This window comes from Streptomyces aculeolatus (assembly GCF_020400605.1).
Classification (GTDB): Bacteria; Actinomycetota; Actinomycetes; order Streptomycetales; family Streptomycetaceae; genus Streptomyces; species Streptomyces aculeolatus.
Genome location: NZ_JAINRD010000013.1, coordinates 79,327 through 95,958, shown reverse-complemented (window position 1 = coordinate 95,958; position 16,632 = coordinate 79,327). Strand labels below are relative to the sequence as shown.

The following is a 16,632-nucleotide window of genomic DNA, read 5'->3' as shown; positions in this document are numbered from 1 at the left end:
TGTTGATAGCGACGGCCCCGGGCAGTCATAACGCCCCCCGACCCGGTCGCCGCGGGCTGATCACACGGCCGTCGGGCAGCAACTCGCCGGTGTCATCGAAGAGGTACACCCCATTGCACAACCGGCTCAAGCCCAGCGACCAGTCACGCCGCACGCGCTTCGCCGCGTCGCGGCCAGGCGACTGTGCACCGGGACAGCGCGGTTGGTGACTACACACGATCAGCGCCCTCCCTACCACCGTCGTCCACGCTGTGCTCACGCGCTGTCCCCGGGGTGTCGGGTACCTCTCCGATCGCGGCGAGGGGGGTCGTCCACTCCGTCCCCCCGGCCTCCGCACGGAGCCAGGCCACCGGCGGCGCAACCGGCACCCTGAAGATCGACTCCAGACGGATGTCGTCCACATCGGGCGCAACAGCCCGCAGAACGCCAACACGTCCGTCGTGCTCGGTGTCGACGACCAAGTGGTGCAGCAACGGGTGGGGTTGGTGACCCATCTCCAGGTCTCTGGCTGCCATCGTGATCTCCGCCTGTGCGCGGTCGGTCTGGGTATCGGCGGCGGTCGCTCAAGGGCGTTGATCGTGAGGTGCGTAGCCTCGGTCGTCCGCGCCGCCTGGTTGCGGTATGCGATGTCTCGCGTACTCAGCGATGTTGAGGTGCCGATGGTGGTGCCAGATCGGAGGGCATATCCACCGTCAGACCGGCGTCAGTGTGGCGGATGGGTGTGACTCTCAAGGGCAGACTCACGTCAGAGTTGGGTCAGAGTCGCCGAGGACGCCTGAGCGAGCCCGTTCGGGGGCATCGGAGTCGTACGGTCGTTCTGACCGCTGGCACTTGGCAGAGGAGGACGCACAATGGCCACACTCCTCCGGGTCCTCATCGACCAACGAGGTTGGAGGGATTACGGCGCCTTTCTCCACGAGTATTCAAAGGCGGCACGGAGCCTGGCCCGCGAAACGGGGGATGCCTCACTGGCCACCCTCACGATCTCGGACTCCACCTTCGAGCGCTGGTACTTAGGAAAGGTGACGCCGCAGAACGAGGCGCGCCGTGTCCTCACCCGGCTCTTCCAACGGCCGATCACTCAGCTCCTCGCTGAAGCGCAAGTGGAGGCCGTGACTCGAACCACGGTGCCAGCCAACGCACAGAACGAACGGCTCCACGTCACCCCCGACGCGGACCTGCAGAGAATGGGACGGAACGCAGCTATGGCCTCAAGGCGCGCAATAACGTTCGCCATGGGCGCGGAACAGAACGAGGTAGGCCCGGAGACCCTGAGCTACCTCCAAGAAGAGATCCGGCGAATCAGCGGGATCTATGTCCGCGTTCCACTATCCGAGCTTCTGGACGACCTCGTGCATCTCCAGGACTCCGCCTTCCGCTTGATCGAGAGCGGCCATGCCCGGCCGTCCCAGATCCGCGATCTCTACCTGATGTCGGCTCTCACCTCGGGGATGCTGGCCAAGGCGTGCCACGACCTCGGCGATCCGCACTCGGCCATGAGCCATGCCAGAGCAGCCTCTGTCTGTGCCAATCAGGCCGAGCACAGTGCCATGAGCGCCTGGGTCCGCGGCTTGCAGTCCTTGATCTCATACTGGGCCGACCGGCCGGAGGATGCCCTGCATTACGCCCGCCAGGGAACCGCCGCGGCCCCGGGCTTCCCCGGCAGCGTCTGTATCTGGCTCGCTGGCCTCGAAGCACGAGCCGGCGCCGCCCTTGGCGACCACGACACGGTCCAGGCAGCCAACCACCGAGCCGCCGAGCTGCGCGAGGCAACGACGCCCGACGACTTGGATGACCTCGGCGGGATCTACTACTACCCAGAGATCAAGCACCGGTACTACGAGGTCGAGTCGAATGTACTTCTCGGCAATGGCGGCGCCGAGCTGATCCAGCGGGCCGAAGACGCCGTGCAGGGCTTCAGCGACCACGCGAACCCGCACTGGGCCTTCGGCGACGAAGCCGGTTCCCAGTCGAACCTGGCCCTCGCCCGCCTCTACTCCGGTGACCTGGAAGGAGCCGCGGACGCAGTCCAACCGGTTCTCGCCCTACCGCCCGGCCAGCGGAATCACGGCATCATCAGCTCGGCACAGCGTGTACGCACGGCTCTCACTACGGATCCGATCCGCACCGCCGTGACGGCCAGAGACCTTCGTGAACAGATCGCCGCCTTCAGCAGCCAGCCCACCCTCGCCCTCCCCCGTTAGCAGCGGAATAGAGTCCCGGTATGTATCCGGTCAACCGCCACGGGCCTCGGCTGGCTCTCCGCGAGATCACCGCCAACGACGTCGATGGCGTCCTGGACATCTACGGCAGCAACGAAGCGACCGCCCATCTGAGCTTTCCGCCTCGCAGCCGGGATGAGGTCGAGAAAGTGGTGGCTTGGGCAAGATCAACAGCAGCGGCCACGCCACGCGCTGAGTACGCCCTGGCCGTAACAGAACGCGACACTGGTGAGCTGGTCGGGTTCGTGCGCCTAGCCATGGACCCACACCAGCCGGCCGGCGCGACGTTCGGGTTTGCTTTGCGTCCTGATCTGTGGGGCATCGGATACGGCTCTGAGACGGTCCGCCTCGTGCTCACTCTCGGCTTCGACGACCTCAGCCTGCACAGGATCTGGGGCGCCCGCTCACCGCTCAACGAAGCCTCCGCGAGAACGATGCTCAAGGCAGGGATGACCGAAGAAGGACGCATCCGAGAGCACATCAGGAAGAACGGGCAGTGGCGTGACTCCATCGTCCACGCGATCCTCGATCGTGAGTGGAAGGTAGAGAAGGACCGCGACCTGCCCTCGCCTTGAATACAGCGGAAACGGATTCCGATGACGACGGCACGACCGTCCCAAGAATGTCTGATCATGACCGACATCGGTGGAGGGTGTTCGATCGCCATCAGACGTAAGTCAAGAGCCTTTTGCGGCCGGCGCGCGCTGTCACGCTTCTCGTCGAGGGCTCTAATGCACAAGCAGTGTCCGAATACCCAGGGAGTTGACGTGAGTCCCAACATCACGACCAAACCCAGCGACGCCGTGCTCAGCGCTCATGGCTCCGAGGCGGGCGTGCCGGATGGCTTCGAACTGGACGTCAGGCTGGTGGAGGTTGCCGATACGGCTGGCCTGGTGAGCATCACGAACGACGGTTGCGGTAGCACCTGCGGCGCTTGCACCACGAACGTCGCCTAGAGGTTCTGACCGTTTGCGTCGGTGCCGTCGCTGCGAGCCGGCGGCACCGACTGCCTGCCCCGCTCCCTCGTCTCCTGCGGAGGCTCGTGTTGGCTGCGCCAACGTTTCAGTCCGGCTCTACCGCTCTCGTACGCGCTGTCACCAGGCCGACCCTGCCGATACCGCCCTGGCCGGATCTGGACGACCGGTCGGCGGCGGCGAGGGGCGCGCAGTCACGGTGGTTACGGGGCGTGTGGGTGATAGATGGCGTGGCCGAAGGGCTGCGTCACGCAAGTCCCGCTCTTGCCACGCAGGTTGATGCCTTGTGTGCAACTGATGTTCCCGAGGCACGGAGGCTTCGGAAGGCCGTGCTGTCGGTGGCCCGCTATGTTCTGCGGGCGCAGCACCGCCCGACTCCGTTCGGGCTGTTCGCCGGGGTGACGACCGCTATGTTCGCAACGCGGGCGCGAGCTGAGTGGGGCGGCTCGCATGTCGTAACAGCCCGTGCTGGCGCCGAGTGGTTGAACGCGGTCATCGCCCGGCTGGAGGCATGTTCCGAGTTGGTTGAAAGGCTGCCCGTGGTGGTCAACAACACTGTCACCACCCGCGGGGACCGGCTCATCGTGCCGTACGCGGAAGGGCGCCGGGCTCGTGCGGTTGAAGTGTCGCTGAAGTCGACGGCTCCGGTGCGTATGGCTCTTGCCGGTGCCCGTAGGCCCATTCCGGTCGGTGCGCTCGTCGACATGCTTTCTGCCGCTTTTCCTGCCACGGCCCCGGAGCGGGTGCAGGCCCTCCTCGGTGAACTCCTCAAGCGCCGCGTCCTGATCACGAACCTGCACGCGCCGAGCACCGCAACCGACGCGCTTGGCTATCTCCTCGAACGCCTCGACGAGGTCGACGTCACCGCATTCGCCTCGGTTGCGGAGACGGTACGGGAGTTACGTGCTGTCCAGGCCGGCTTGGACCAGTGCGGTAGGCGTGCCGGACGGGATCACGTTGCAGCCCGGATGCGTGCCCTGGTGCCAGGGCTGCGGCACCACCCGCTCGCCCTGGATGTACGTCTGGGCGTCGAACTCGACTTGCCGGTGACGGTGGCCCGCGAGATCGAGCGTGCCGCTTGGGTGCTGACGCGGGTCTGTGCCCACCCGTTCGGAACGGAGGCGTGGCGCGCCTACCATCAGCGGTTCTACGAGCGGTACGGGATCGGCACGATGGTGCCGCTGCACGACGTGGTCGCCGATAGCGGCATCGGCTTCCCGGACGGCTACCCCGGGGCGCCGTCCGGCGCCGGCCGAGTACGCCTCTCTGCCCGGGACGACACGCTGCTGCGGATCGCGCAGGGCGCCGCGCTGGACGGCAGTCACGAAGTCGTCCTCACCGAAGAACACCTTGCTGGCTTGGATATCGGCCCCGAGCAGCCACGTGTGCCGCCGCACCTCGAAGTCGGCGTACGGGTTGATGCCGCTAGCGTTGAAGACCTCCAGCGCGGTCGGTTCCGGCTGGAGGTCGCCAGCGTCTCTCGTGGCGCCGGTGTCTCCACCGGCCGCTTCCTCAGCGTGCTGGCCCGAGAGGACCGGAAGGCCCTGACCGCAGAGCTGACCGACCTGCCGACAGCCGACGAGGACAGCCTGCTCGCGCAGCTCTCCTTCCCGCCGCTGCTGCCCGCGAGCGCTCACGTCACCCGCTCCCCGCGAGTCCTCCCGGCCTTGATCAGCGTCCAGGAGCACCTCGCCGACGATGACGGGGACGTGCTCACCCCCGACGACTTGGCGGTGGCCTGCGACGGCCGGCGCATGTACCTGGCCGCTCCCGGGCGCGGGCAGCGCGTCGAAGCCCTGGGGCTGCATGCGCTGAACCTCCGCACGCACACTCCCCCGCTGGTTCGCTTCCTCACGGAGCTGTCGCGCGCCCAGGCTGCTCAGGTCTCCGTGTTCGACTGGGGCGCAGCGTCTGTGATGCCGTTCCTTCCTCGGCTGCGGTACGGACGGACGGTGCTCGCGCCGGCGCGGTGGCGGCTGGACGCGGCTGAGTTATCCGGCTCCCCGTGGGATGCCGCACTCGTCGACTGGCGGGAACGACGGCGGGTGCCGCGGCGGGTCTTCCTCGTCGAAGGCGATCGCCGGCTCCTCCTCGACCTCGACGAAGCCGGCCACCGGACGCTGCTGCGCGCCCATCTCGACGGTGCGGGCACGGCCCATCTTGAAGAGGGACCGGAGCCGAGTGCATACGGGTGGTGTGACGGGCACGCGCACGAGATCGTCGTGCCGCTGAAAGCGACCCGGCCAGCGGGGTGGCCTGCGCTGCCCGCCCCTAGCCTCGCCCGGGTCTTCTCTGCGGGGCAGGTGCAGACGCCCGCCGCCGCGCCGGTGTTGCTGGCTGCGCTGTACGGTGACGCCCGCCGCCAAGACGAGCTGTTGGCGCGGCATCTGCCGGAGCTGCTGAGGCGTTTGGGCACTCCGCCGTGGTGGTTCATCCGCTTCCGCGACCCCGATCCGCACCTTCGCCTGCGTATCGCCCTCTCGTCCCCTGACGAGTTCGGGGCAACCGCGCGGACCGTCAGCGCCTGGGCTGACGATCTGCGCGCCGCTGGGCTGCTGTCGGACTTGCGCTATCCCACCTCGTTCCGCGAGATGGGCCGGTGGGGCTCAGGCCCGGCGTGGGAGGCAGCCGAAGAGGCGTTCCGCGCCGACTCACGTGCCGTCCTCGCCCAGCTCCGCGAACGGCAGCGCCCGCCTCCGCGGGCCCTGGTTGCCGCGCACACCGTCGCCATCACCGCAGGATTCCTCGGCAGCGTGGAGGCAGGGGTGCGGTGGCTGATCGACCACATTCCCGCGAAGGCGCCCGAACCCGTGCTTCGACGGCAGTTCGTCGAGGCCGTACGGTTCGCCGATCCCACGGACGAGTGGGCGGCGCTGCGCCACGAGCCAGGCGGAGCAGGCATCGTCACGGCCTGGGCTGACCGCGCCGCCGCACTCGCCTCGTACCGGCCGCACCTGCCAGGTCCGCACACCGAAGGCATGGCGCTCGACGACGTCTTGACGTCGCTGATCCACGTCCACTTCGTACGGCACGTCGCGGTGAACTTCCCGGAAGAGAGCATCTGCCTCTACCTCGCTCGGGCCGCGGCCCTTGCCTGGAAGGCCCGAGCAGGGAAGGGAGCGGGACCACGGCCATGATCACCACTCCCGCGGCTCTTTCGACCGCCATCGCTGACGCCCTGGCCGACCCCGAAACCAGCCCGGTGACGTTCGAGGACCGGCAGCACCTCGCCTACGGCTTGCCGGGCATCGCGCTGCTGCATATCGAGCGCGCGGCGGCTGGTCTCGCGCCGTGGAGCCGCGCACGGGACTGGCTCGCTGCTGCCACCCGACAGCCCGTCACGAGCGGACCGGACAGCCACCCCTTCTACGGGGCACCTGCCCTCGCGCATGCCGTCGCCTGCGCCGCTGACCATCAGCCGCGCGAGTATGAGCGTGCCCTGAGCAAGCTGGACGAGCAGGTGGTCAGGGACGTTCGTCGGCGCCTCTCGGCGGCCTACCGACGCCTCGATGCCGAACAGCTCCCTGAGTTTGCAGAATTCGACGTGATCCGGGGCCTCAGCGGCTACGGCTCCTACCTCTTGCGCCGCCAGCCCGCCGGTCCCGCTCTGCGTGACGTACTGGACTACTGCGTCCGGCTGACCGAACCCCTCATTGATCGCGGCGAGACTCTTCCCGGCTGGTGGGTCTCGACTTCTCCCACCGGCCGACCAGGCGCTCGGTTCTCTGGAGGGCACGCTAACCACGGCATGTCGCACGGCGTCGGGGGACTTCTCGCGCTCCTTGCTCTAGCCGCCCGCCGCGGCACGCTCGTCAAGGGGCAGCACGACGCGATGCGCACCATCCTGGCCTGGCTCGACCGATGGCAGGAGCCTCCTGGCCGCAGGGCCTGGCCGTACTGGGTCACGCGGGCCGAGCTGCGTGCCGACGGTCTTACCCCCTCCGCCCCGCGACGACCTTCCTGGTGCTACGGCACCGCCGGACTGGCCCGCGCTCAGCAACTCGCCGCCCTCGCGCTGGACGACCCCACCCGCCAGGTAGACGCGGAGGAGACCCTCGCCGCAGCGCTCACCGATCCCGCCCAGCTCAAGGCCACCACCGACAGCGGCCTGTGCCACGGCTTCGCCGGCCTCGCTCACGTCGCCTCGCGCGTGGCCGGCGACGCCCACCCTTCAACCACCGCGCAGCTCCGGGCCGTCATCCCGCCCCTTCTAAACGCCGTCTGCCAGCCCGGCACCAACCCCGTCTCCGCTGTCTCGGTGAAGGGAGATCCGGGGCTCCTCGACGGAGCCGCGGGAATCGCGCTGGCGGTCTTAGCCTCCAGCGCCCCGGCACCGCCCCGCACGGCGTGGGATGCCTGCCTCCTTATCGCCTGAAGCACCGCCGACCGAACGGACGTCCATGCCCCCCCGCTGGCATCAGCACAACGTCGTGTTCCCCGACCGGGAGACCGCGCAGGTCGCCGTCGCCGAACGTCTCGGCCCCGCGCTGCTCGCGGCCGAGAACGCCGGTGAGGTCAACGGTTGGTGGTTCATGAACAAGCAGCCCTGGCCACTGCGCTACCGGGCGCCCGAGCCGTCCCCAATCCTGCAGCGCCTCCTGGTCGACCTCGCTGCCGACGGCACCGTTGTGTCCTGGCATCTTGGCATCTACGAGCCCGAGACCTTCGTCTTGGGCGGCACTCAGGCCGTAGACGCCGCGCACATCCTCTTCCACATGGACAGCCGCCACCTGCTCACCTACAGGCCCGCCCCTCGACGCCTCGGCCGCCGAGAGACTGCCGTCCTCCTCACGAGCACCATGCTGCGGGCCGCCGGCCTGGACTGGTACGAGCAGGGCGACGTGTGGGCGAAGTACGCCGATCTCCGTCCGGCTGCCACGCCCATCACCTCGGAGCGACGCGCAGCCCTGGTACCAGCCATGCGCACCTTGATGACCGCCAACACCGCAGACCTGGCCCAGCCCGGCGGCCCACTCGACGAACACGCCCCATGGGTATCCGCGTTCGAGCGGGCCGGAGCACGGCTCGCCGAACTCGCGGCGAAGGGCCGACTCACCCGCGGACTGCGCGCCGTCCTCGCGCACCACGCTCTCTTCCACGCCAACCGTGCCGGCCTCTCACCTGGAGACCAGCACGCCCTATCCCACATCGCACGAGAGGTCATCATGCAAGCCCAGGACACCACCCCATCAACAGATGGAACGCCCCCTCAAGCGGATACCGTCAGCCCGGTGAACGCCGAAACCCTCACCACCCCCGCCGCCGACGCCGCGCGACTCCGCAACGCCCTCGTCGACCAGATCAAGGCCGCCGGCCGCGCCCGCACACCCGCGGTCGAGCAAGCGCTGCGCGCCGTGCCGCGGCACCTGTTCGTCCCCGACTCGCCGCTGGAAGCGGCCTACGCCAACGCGGTCGTGGACGTGAAGCACGACGAGGACGGCACGTCGATCTCCTGCGCCTCGCAGCCGATCATCGTGGCCCTCATGCTCGACCAGCTCGACGCTCAGCCCGGCGAGCGCATCCTGGAACTCGGCGCCGGCACCGGCTACAACGCGGCACTCCTCGGCCACCTCGTCGGCGAGGACGGCCATGTCACCACCATCGACGTCGATGAGGACCTGGTAGAAGGCGCACAACGGCACTTCGCCGCAGCGGGCGTCACTAATGTCACGGCACTGACGCGGGACGGCGCTGTCGGCCACGCCGAGGGAGCGCCGTACGACCGGATCATCGCCACCGTCGGCGCGCACGGAATCCCGCACGCCTGGCTCGCACAGCTCGCCGACGGCGGCCGGCTCGTCGCCCCCCAACGGCTCAAGGGAACCGTCTCCCGCTCCATCGCCTACGAGAAGCGCGACGGCCGGTGGACCTCCGCCGGCTCCGAGATGAACACGTTCATGCCGCTGCGGAAGGGCATTGCCGACGACGACCACCGCGACATCCCCCTCAGCGCAGACGGAACTGTGAGGCTGCACGGTCCGACCGTCCAGACCATCGACACCGAAGCCCTGGCCGGAGTGCTGGAGCAGCCTCGGGTCGAGGAGTGGACCGGAATGACCGTCCGCGCCATGGAGTCCCCCGAGTGGATGGAACTGTTCATCTCCTGCACGCTGCCGTCCGGTCTGATCCAGATGTTCTTCCCGGCGACCGCCAAGGGAACCCTGCTCACCGAGGACCCCTACCCCTCCTCAACCGCAGCCGTCCAAGGAGGCGCCGTCGCCTACCTCGCCCGCCGCGTCTCGGACCAGACCACCTCCCAGGGCGGCAGGCTGTGGGAGTTCGGCGTCATCGCACACGGCCCCGGCAGCAACGAACTGGCGGCGCAGGTCGCCGACGCGGTACGCACCTGGGACCGCGACTACCGCAAGCGCGAGGCCACCTTCGAGCTGCACGACCTGACCACGCCGCACGTGGAACAGCGGGCTGGCTTGTTCACCCTCGACACACCGCTGAACCGCGTCGTCGTCGACTTCGGCTGACAACCTGACCGCCGCACAGCCAGTGCCCGCCACTTCTTCACGCTGGCGGGCACGGCAGTCTCCCGCACCTCGCCACTTAGCCCCCCGGGGGACCTATGGACCCGCACGGACCGATCGCGCAGCGTTTCCCGCTCGTCGCGCGTTTCCGACCCGCCTGCCTCCCTCTGCCCGAACGCATCGCCTCCATCGCACAGCTCGCTGACGCCGCCGCCAGCGAGTCCGACCAGGGCGATGCCTCCGCGGTCTACAACCAGGCCGCCCTCGTCGCATCCGACCTGGGACTTCCCGACCTCGCCCGCGAGATGTGCCACCAGCACGCCGCCGCCTACCTCCACGCCTGCCCGCTGCCCGCAATGAGCGCGATCCGCGCCCTGGAACCGGCCGTCAACCTCGCCAGGCTCCAGGTGCGCGCAGGCCGCGGTGACGAAGGCCGACGTCGACTCCTCGCGTTGTTCGAAGCAGTCGGCACGGGTACCCCCGTCCGCTTCGAGGACATCTCCATCCCCGCGGACCTCACCGCGACCGCGGAGGATCGCAAGGAAGTTCACGCCTGGCTGTGGCGGGTGCTCCTCGCCGACGGCACACGCACCCTCACCACCCAAGGGCGCTGGGACGAAGCCCTGGCGCACATCGAACAGCACCACGGGATCGGGTCCCGGATGCTGGATGGGCGCCAGGTCACCGTCCTCGCCGCCCTCACCACCGGCGACACAGACCGCGCCCGAAGCCTGCTCGACCACACGACGCCAGGCGACCCGTGGGAACAGATCGTCGCCGCGTGCCTGGCGGTGCTGTGCAACCTCGCTGCCGGCGAATCGACCATGCAGCCCGTCGCCGACCTGGCCAACATCTACCTCGCAGCACCTACCGGGCACGGCACGACCGTCTTCGACATACGTCTCGGCCTCACGATCCTTGCTGCTGCACGATCCACCGGCCAGACCATCACGCGTGCTCTCGTCGACGACCTCCACCGCCGCACGATGGAAGCCGGAGACGGCTACGCCGCCCGTGAAACCCTCACCGACACGCAGTTCACCGAACTATCCAGCGACAGGAAAAAGCAGCAATGCCGCAATCTCCTCCGCGAATGCGCCCTGGACTCAGGAGACTTCCCGGCGGATCTGCTCAGTGACCTTCTCTCTGCGACACGCACTGGAGACCGAGTAATACGCGGCAGCCTCCTCGGCACCTGACGCCCGGCGCAGGCCATCGCCTCGTTCCGCCCCACCCTGGCGATTTACCAACGACGAAGGCTTTTTCAAGTCAGGCGGGAGGTAAAGTAGTCCACCTGCCAGCCGTTCTTCGTCAAATCCTGTCGGGCCACGATGTCGGCCGGAGTCGCGAGAAGGTCAGTCGGTGTTCAGGCTGCCATTTCCCTGCGCAGTCGGTGCAGTTCGGCGGACGCGGCGTCCTGGATGTCGGGGAGAGCGCCGCGGGTTGTGCGCAGGATGCGCTGAACTTCGCCGAGCTGGCACGGCGGGTCGAAGCGGTGCGACACACGAGCCCGAATCCCTCTCCGGCCTCCAGTTGCGCTGCCTCCCGGACAGCGGCGGGGCGCTCGCTCCTCCGCATCGACACGGACTTCGTTCTCACAGGCGTTATGAAACTGAGATCGCCTGCCGCGGGCGGAAAATACCTCAGCGCTGACGCATCCACCCCTCAAACGTCCACGATGTGAGACGGAGAAGGGGCGGAACGCACGTTCAGCCCGGTCTCCGACACGGATGGCTCAGGCTTCGAAAGCCCCAACGCGCCGTCAATCTACATGAGTTGGTGCAGCCATCCCGGTATTGCTCTTCGGCAGACGGAGAGAAAGACTGCTGATGGAGTTCCACGCGGTGGTGGCCTCGTCGCACGTTGACGCGCTCTTGGAGGGCTTTTAGGGTCGCCTGACAGCCGATCGCCGACACAAGCCGGTGGCCTGGAGGGAGGGGTAACGGTGCGCAGTGCATTTCATGTGGATGGCCCTCAGCCCGTCACCGGTACTTCGCCGGGTATGCCCGGGCACCCGCAGGAGGGCGGCGGATCGGCTACGGCGGCGACGAAATTAAGCCGGGCCATGCGCGAGCAGTCATGACGCTTCCCATGCACCAACTGCTCCCGCCCCTGTACTGCTGAGGGATTCCCTCTCACCACGCCGCGTGTCGCACAGCCTCTCGCGAGCAGGGCGCAGTCCCGCAGGCCGGCAGCTCAATGAAGCCCTCGGGTCTGCGACTTGAGCGCTCTCTCGGGGTATCACTCTCGACGTCACTGTGTGCGACTAGTACAGGGTTTTGGAGCCAACTCTGGATCTCCGCGGCGGGGTGTGCGTATGTTCGTCGTCCCCTGGGGATCCCGCCCGGTCCCACGGAGGAAGGGAACGGCCGGCAATGCGGTTCGGGATCCCGGGGGCAAATGCAGCGTGGGCGTCCGAGAGCGGGAACTCTCGGACGCCGACGCCCACGGCGTAACCCGCCCTGCCAGGGGCGGAGTTTGCCCGACATCACCACGCTGATCCCATTGCACCGGGCACGTCAGCGTGGCGACACTGAAGAGGAGAGTCTTGCATGCCCTGCCCCCCGTGTAAAAGGCCCATGCGCGTGGCCGGCGCCTCAGCCTGCGCCTCCACTCCTTCCCGGACCGGCGGGCCATGGCACACCGCCTTTTCCCTGCAGGCCGGGAACCCCCAGGCCGGGCCCCGGAGCGGCCGGTGAGCACCGATGCCCGCGAGTGGGTGTGGGAGAACAGCTCCAGCCGCGGGACCGCACGGCTGGTGCTGCTGTCGATAGCCGACCGGATAGCCGACGAACAGTGCGTGTCCTGGGCCTCATTGCCCGATCTGGCCACCCGCACGAACGCCTCCGTCTCGACCGTGCGCGAAGCGATCGGCCGGCTCATCAAGGCCGGTGAACTGGAGCAGCTCGACGACCTCATGGGCCCGCAGCGCAGGACGGTCTACCGCCTTCCGCTGGCCACCCGGGCGATCGCAGAAGCGAAGCGCCAGCAGCATGAGGCAAGCGGCGGCGAGGGAGCGCCCATAGAGGAGCCGGAGGCCCCGCCCGCCCTGCAGGTCTCGGCGCTCGGACGGTACGGAATCCGACTGCGTGAGGTGCCGGTTTCCCCCGCGAGGTGCCGGAAACCGGCAGTACCGAAAACCGGCACCTCAGGTGGAAAACCGATACCCCGAGGTGCCGGAAACCGGCATAGCGAGGTACCGGAAACCGGCACCCAGAACAGTAGTGAACCTGAAAGGAACGGGAGTAAGAGCAGGAGCGCGCGTGGCGCCGTCACGCCGGCCGCCGGATGGCAGCCCGACCCAGCAACCCTGACCTGGATCCGCGAACAGGGACACCTCGACCGCCTCGGCGAGCAGGCCCTGCAAGCCGCCGACGCGAAGTGGCGTGCCCACCGCGCCGACCTCGCCCCACGCCACGCCGCGGCGTGGGCTGCCGACTGGCGCTCCTGGATCGCCCGGGAGCACTCCCCCCACCGCTCCGGCCTGTACGCCGTGCCCGGCCCCTCCCCCGCCCGGCCCGGCGGGATGACCCGGGCCCAGGCCCACACCGCCGCCCTGCTGGCCGCCCTCGACGAGCCGACCGGAACGGAGTAGCCAGAGAGTGGATCGCCGTGAAACCGCAGCCCTGCTCGCCTACATCAGCCGCCTCGACCCCCGCACCATCCGCACCGACCCGAACGAGGTCAGCGACCAGCTCGCCCAGTGGCACGAACTGCTCGGCGACGTACCGATCGCCACCGAGTACGGCTGGGACGCCTATGCCGCGGCGCGCAGGCATATCCGCATCTCGCCGTACCCGATCGTGCCGGCCGACGTCGCCCGCCCGTGGGAGAGCCACCGGCGCGAGCGCATGCTCCGCCACACCGACCCCACCCCGCGGGTCGACCCCGACGACCAGCCCGCCTGGACCGCCGAGCTGGCCCGCGCCCGCCAAGCCGTCGCCCTCGGCAATGCCCAGCCCACCCAGTACCGGGCGATCTCCCGCGGTCGCGATCGGGTCGACGCGGCGCTGGAGGCGCGGTTGCGTGAGGTCGGTACCTGCATCCCGCCCGCCGCCCGAGATGCCCTCGCCCCGTACCGGCCCGCCCGCGCCGCGCGGGACGCGGCCGTGGCCGAGGGACTGCCCGACGCCCTGAACGTGCGGTGCGAGTGGTGCCGGGCCCAGGCCGGGGAGCCGTGCCGTCGCCGACGGATCGGCCCCGACGGCTCCGCCCGCGGCACCGCACCGCGCGCCACCCCCCACCCCGGCCGACTCGACCTCGCCGCCGACCAGCACCCCGAACAGCGCGCGGCGTCCTGACCGACCGCGCAAATCCGAGCGGCATCCCCGCCCGCTCGTCCCCTCACCTCGCCTCTGCTGCGGCGCCCCCTGGTGGTGCCGTAGCCGTGCCCGACGTCGCGTCCGCCCAGCGCGCAGCCCATCGGAGACCGCCCCCTTGCGATACATCACCACCCACGAGGCGTCGGCCACCGGCCTGCGCGGCATCGCCGACACCAGCTGGCACAACCGCGGCGCGTGCTACGGCCTGGACCCGGCGGACGCAGACGATGTGTTCTTCCCGCGCCCGCGGGACCACATCGCCATCGCCGAGGCGAAAGAGCTGTGCGCCCTGTGCCCGGTGCGCGCCGACTGCCTGAACTACGCGGTGGAGAACGGCCTCAAGGACGGCATCTGGGGCGGGCTGACCGAAGCCGAGCAGCGCCCGTGGCACGACGGGCTGCACCGGCGCCTGGACTACCGGCGCGTGCGCGCGGTCTTCGACGGACGCGACGTCCACCTCACCGAAGCCGAGCGGCAGCTCGTCATCGACCACGCCTACCTCCGCGGCTGGCGCCCCGACCGACTCGCCGCCGCCCTGCAGATCAGCCACCGGCACGCCCGAGACCTGCTCCGCCAAGCCGCCTTGAAGGTCTTCGACCGCGACCGCACCTACGGCGTCCCCCAGCCGAAAAGGAAGCGAAGGACGACCAGTCCAGCCGCGGACGCTCCCGCCCCGAGCAGGCCCCGTACACGGCAGCCGATACCCCGAACCGCCGCGTCGACCACCGCATCCGCCCCTGCTGGAAAGGCCCTATGACCGCGGTCCTGCCCCCCGTCACCACTCCGGAACCGGACCTCCTCCTCGCCACCGCACTGCTCGCCGCCTTCGCCATCGTGCTCACCGTCCGGGCCCTCCGGCGACACGGCGCCCGGCCACGGGACGGTCGCGGCAGTGCGGCGGTCACGGTCGCCGCGATGGCCGCCCTGGGCTGCACCGCCTACAGCGCCGACACGAGCTGGCGGTTCGCCGCCGACTACCTCGACATGGCCGGCACCGCCGAACGCGCTGCGATGTTCGCCGCGGCCGAGCTGGCGCTCTTCGCGACGGCGCTGATGGCCCGCCAGAACCTGACGACCCAGGGCGCACCCGGCCTGCCCGGCACCCTGGTCTGGATCATCAGCGGGGTCCAGGTGATCCCCGCCTACGCCGAAAGCGGTCCGGTCGGCGGGACAGTCCGTGCTTTCGTCGGCCCCATCATGGCGGCGGTGCTGTGGCACCTGGCCATGGGCATCGAGCTGCGCCTGCGCACCCCCGGTGCCGCGTCCCACTCGCTGATCGCCACCCTGGGGCGGGAAGCCCGCGAACGGCTCCTGTCCCGCCTGGGCATCGCCGCCCGCGACCGGGACGCCGCGCAGATCACCCGGGACAGGGCCACCGACCGCGCGGTCGCCCTGGCCGCCCGGCTCGCGGGCCAGACGCCCGAGCAGCAGCACAGCCGCCGCGGGCGGCGCCTGACCGAACGGTTGTCGAAAGCACTCGGCAGGGCCGAGGTCGGCACCGCCCCCCAGCAGCGCGCACGCCTGCTCCAACAACTCGCCGCCCGCCGCCACGCACTCACCCTCGCCACCATCCCCCTCCCCTCCCCCTGGACCCCGCCCACCATCGGTAGCCTCGACACTGCGGTCCCCGCACCGACGGTCCCCGACCAGTCGGTCCCCGAGCAGGCGGTCCCCGAGCAGGCGGTCCCCGAGCAGGCGGTCCCCGCCGCCGGGGACGGGGGACCGAACCGGCTGCGGGGACCGGTCCCCGGTCCCATGGATACCCGGATCAACCCGCCGGGCCGGTCGGGGAGCGCGCCCGGTCTCCACGCTCCGAGCGAGGCCGGGGACCGGGGACCGAACCCGCCACGGGGACCGGTCCCCGCCGACGCACAACACCTCCCGGGGGCCGGCACAGAACGACAAGGCCATGAACCGGGGACCGCGATCACGCCGGACCGGGGACCGGTCCCCACACTCGTGGAAGACCAGGTCAACCCGCCGAAGGTCTCCAGCTTGCCGGTACCAGCACCCGGTCCCCACACCCCGGCCGAAGCCGGGGACCGGGAACCGAACCCGCCACGGGGACCGGTCCCCGCACCCACGCACCACCGCCTGGGGACCGGCACGGAACCAGAAGACCGTGAACCGGGGACCGCGAGCACGCCGGACCGGGGACCGGTCCCCGCGCCCACGGATAACCACCCGGGGACCGAGTCCACCCCCCTCCGGGGACCGAGCCGGGACCGGGGACCGGGGACCGTGCGGCGCAAGAAGGCGAACGTGAAGAAGAGCAAGGGCAAGCACAGCAGCCGGTCCCGCACCCCTCGGCAGCAGGACCCGCCGCTTCCGGTGGACCAGCTCGTCGAGCAGGTGCGACCCCACGTCCGGGCCGTGCTCGCCCGCGACGGCAACGCGGCGATCACCCGCGTCCAGCTCCGCGAGATCCTCCGCCGCGAAGGACTCCAAGGCGGCCGGAACTCCCAACTCAGCCTCGTCCTGCGCGAACTACGCAGCGACGACCACGCCACGACGACGAAGGGCACCACATGATCAGGACCTGCGCCGGCTTCACCGCCCTCCAGGCGGTGTATGAGCGGGAAATCGGCTACTTGAAGGCCCACTCCGTCCGGCACGAGGGCCGCCCGGCGGCGAGATG

At 69.7% G+C, this 16,632-nt stretch carries 12 protein-coding genes; 11 read left to right on the top strand and 1 reads right to left on the bottom strand.

Features of this window, described 5'->3' with window-relative positions:
* Window positions 1–25: 25 nt before the first annotated feature.
* A complete protein-coding gene (locus LG396_RS21720; RefSeq protein WP_225796116.1) occupies window positions 26–217 on the bottom strand; it encodes a DUF5999 family protein in 192 nt (63 codons plus the stop codon).
* Window positions 218–851: 634 nt separating this feature from the next.
* Here LG396_RS21720 and LG396_RS21715 point away from each other — a divergent pair.
* The 11 genes from LG396_RS21715 to LG396_RS21665 all read left to right on the top strand — a co-directional run bounded on the left by LG396_RS21715 (window position 852) and on the right by LG396_RS21665 (window position 16,526).
* Window positions 852–2,204: an NsdA family TPR-like regulatory protein gene (locus LG396_RS21715; protein WP_225796032.1), complete on the top strand. Its 1,353-nt coding sequence runs from the start codon at window positions 852–854 to the stop codon at window positions 2,202–2,204.
* Window positions 2,205–2,224: 20 nt separating this feature from the next.
* Entirely contained in the window at window positions 2,225–2,797 is a 573-nt protein-coding gene (locus LG396_RS21710; RefSeq protein WP_225796031.1) for a GNAT family N-acetyltransferase, read from the top strand.
* 228 nt (window positions 2,798–3,025) lie between these two features.
* Window positions 3,026–3,178, top strand: a complete 153-nt coding sequence (locus LG396_RS21705) for an FxLD family lanthipeptide (protein WP_308190117.1) — start codon at window positions 3,026–3,028, stop codon at window positions 3,176–3,178.
* Between the two features lie 248 nt (window positions 3,179–3,426).
* Window positions 3,427–6,333 carry a lantibiotic dehydratase gene (locus tag LG396_RS21700; protein ID WP_225796029.1) on the top strand — a complete coding sequence of 969 codons (2,907 nt, stop codon included), beginning with the start codon at window positions 3,427–3,429 and terminating at the stop codon, window positions 6,331–6,333.
* A complete protein-coding gene (locus LG396_RS21695) occupies window positions 6,330–7,571 on the top strand; it encodes a lanthionine synthetase C family protein (protein WP_225796028.1) in 1,242 nt (413 codons plus the stop codon). The genes LG396_RS21700 and LG396_RS21695 overlap by 4 nt, the downstream gene beginning before the upstream one ends.
* A gap of 25 nt (window positions 7,572–7,596) precedes the next feature.
* Entirely contained in the window at window positions 7,597–9,675 is a 2,079-nt protein-coding gene (gene fxlM, locus LG396_RS21690; RefSeq protein ID WP_225796027.1) for a methyltransferase, FxLD system, read from the top strand.
* A gap of 95 nt (window positions 9,676–9,770) precedes the next feature.
* Window positions 9,771–10,871, top strand: a complete 1,101-nt coding sequence (locus tag LG396_RS21685) for a hypothetical protein (protein WP_225796026.1) — start codon at window positions 9,771–9,773, stop codon at window positions 10,869–10,871.
* A gap of 1,496 nt (window positions 10,872–12,367) precedes the next feature.
* Window positions 12,368–13,267 (top strand): helix-turn-helix domain-containing protein, encoded by a 900-nt coding sequence (locus LG396_RS21680; protein ID WP_225796025.1) that lies wholly within the window; start codon window positions 12,368–12,370, stop codon window positions 13,265–13,267.
* 7 nt (window positions 13,268–13,274) lie between these two features.
* Window positions 13,275–13,973 carry a zinc finger domain-containing protein gene (locus tag LG396_RS21675; protein ID WP_225796024.1) on the top strand — a complete coding sequence of 233 codons (699 nt, stop codon included), beginning with the start codon at window positions 13,275–13,277 and terminating at the stop codon, window positions 13,971–13,973.
* Window positions 13,974–14,109: 136 nt separating this feature from the next.
* The gene (locus LG396_RS21670) at window positions 14,110–14,751 is read left to right on the top strand and encodes a WhiB family transcriptional regulator (protein ID WP_225796023.1); all 642 of its coding nucleotides are present in this window, start codon (window positions 14,110–14,112) and stop codon (window positions 14,749–14,751) included.
* Complete coding sequence (locus LG396_RS21665) at window positions 14,748–16,526, top strand: hypothetical protein (protein ID WP_225796022.1); 1,779 nt, start codon at window positions 14,748–14,750, stop codon at window positions 16,524–16,526. The genes LG396_RS21670 and LG396_RS21665 overlap by 4 nt, the downstream gene beginning before the upstream one ends.
* Window positions 16,527–16,632: the final 106 nt, after the last annotated feature.

What these genes read in the sequence shown, in the direction of transcription:
- LG396_RS21685 (WP_225796026.1), top strand. Translation starts at nt 9,771, where the DNA reads ATGGACCCGCACGGACCGATCGCGCAGCGTTTCCCGCTCGTCGCGCGT.
- LG396_RS21695 (WP_225796028.1), top strand. Translation starts at nt 6,330, where the DNA reads ATGATCACCACTCCCGCGGCTCTTTCGACCGCCATCGCTGACGCCCTG.
- LG396_RS21710 (WP_225796031.1), top strand. Translation starts at nt 2,225, where the DNA reads ATGTATCCGGTCAACCGCCACGGGCCTCGGCTGGCTCTCCGCGAGATC.
- LG396_RS21715 (WP_225796032.1), top strand. Translation starts at nt 852, where the DNA reads ATGGCCACACTCCTCCGGGTCCTCATCGACCAACGAGGTTGGAGGGAT.
- LG396_RS21665 (WP_225796022.1), top strand. Translation starts at nt 14,748, where the DNA reads ATGACCGCGGTCCTGCCCCCCGTCACCACTCCGGAACCGGACCTCCTC.
- fxlM (WP_225796027.1), top strand. Translation starts at nt 7,597, where the DNA reads ATGCCCCCCCGCTGGCATCAGCACAACGTCGTGTTCCCCGACCGGGAG.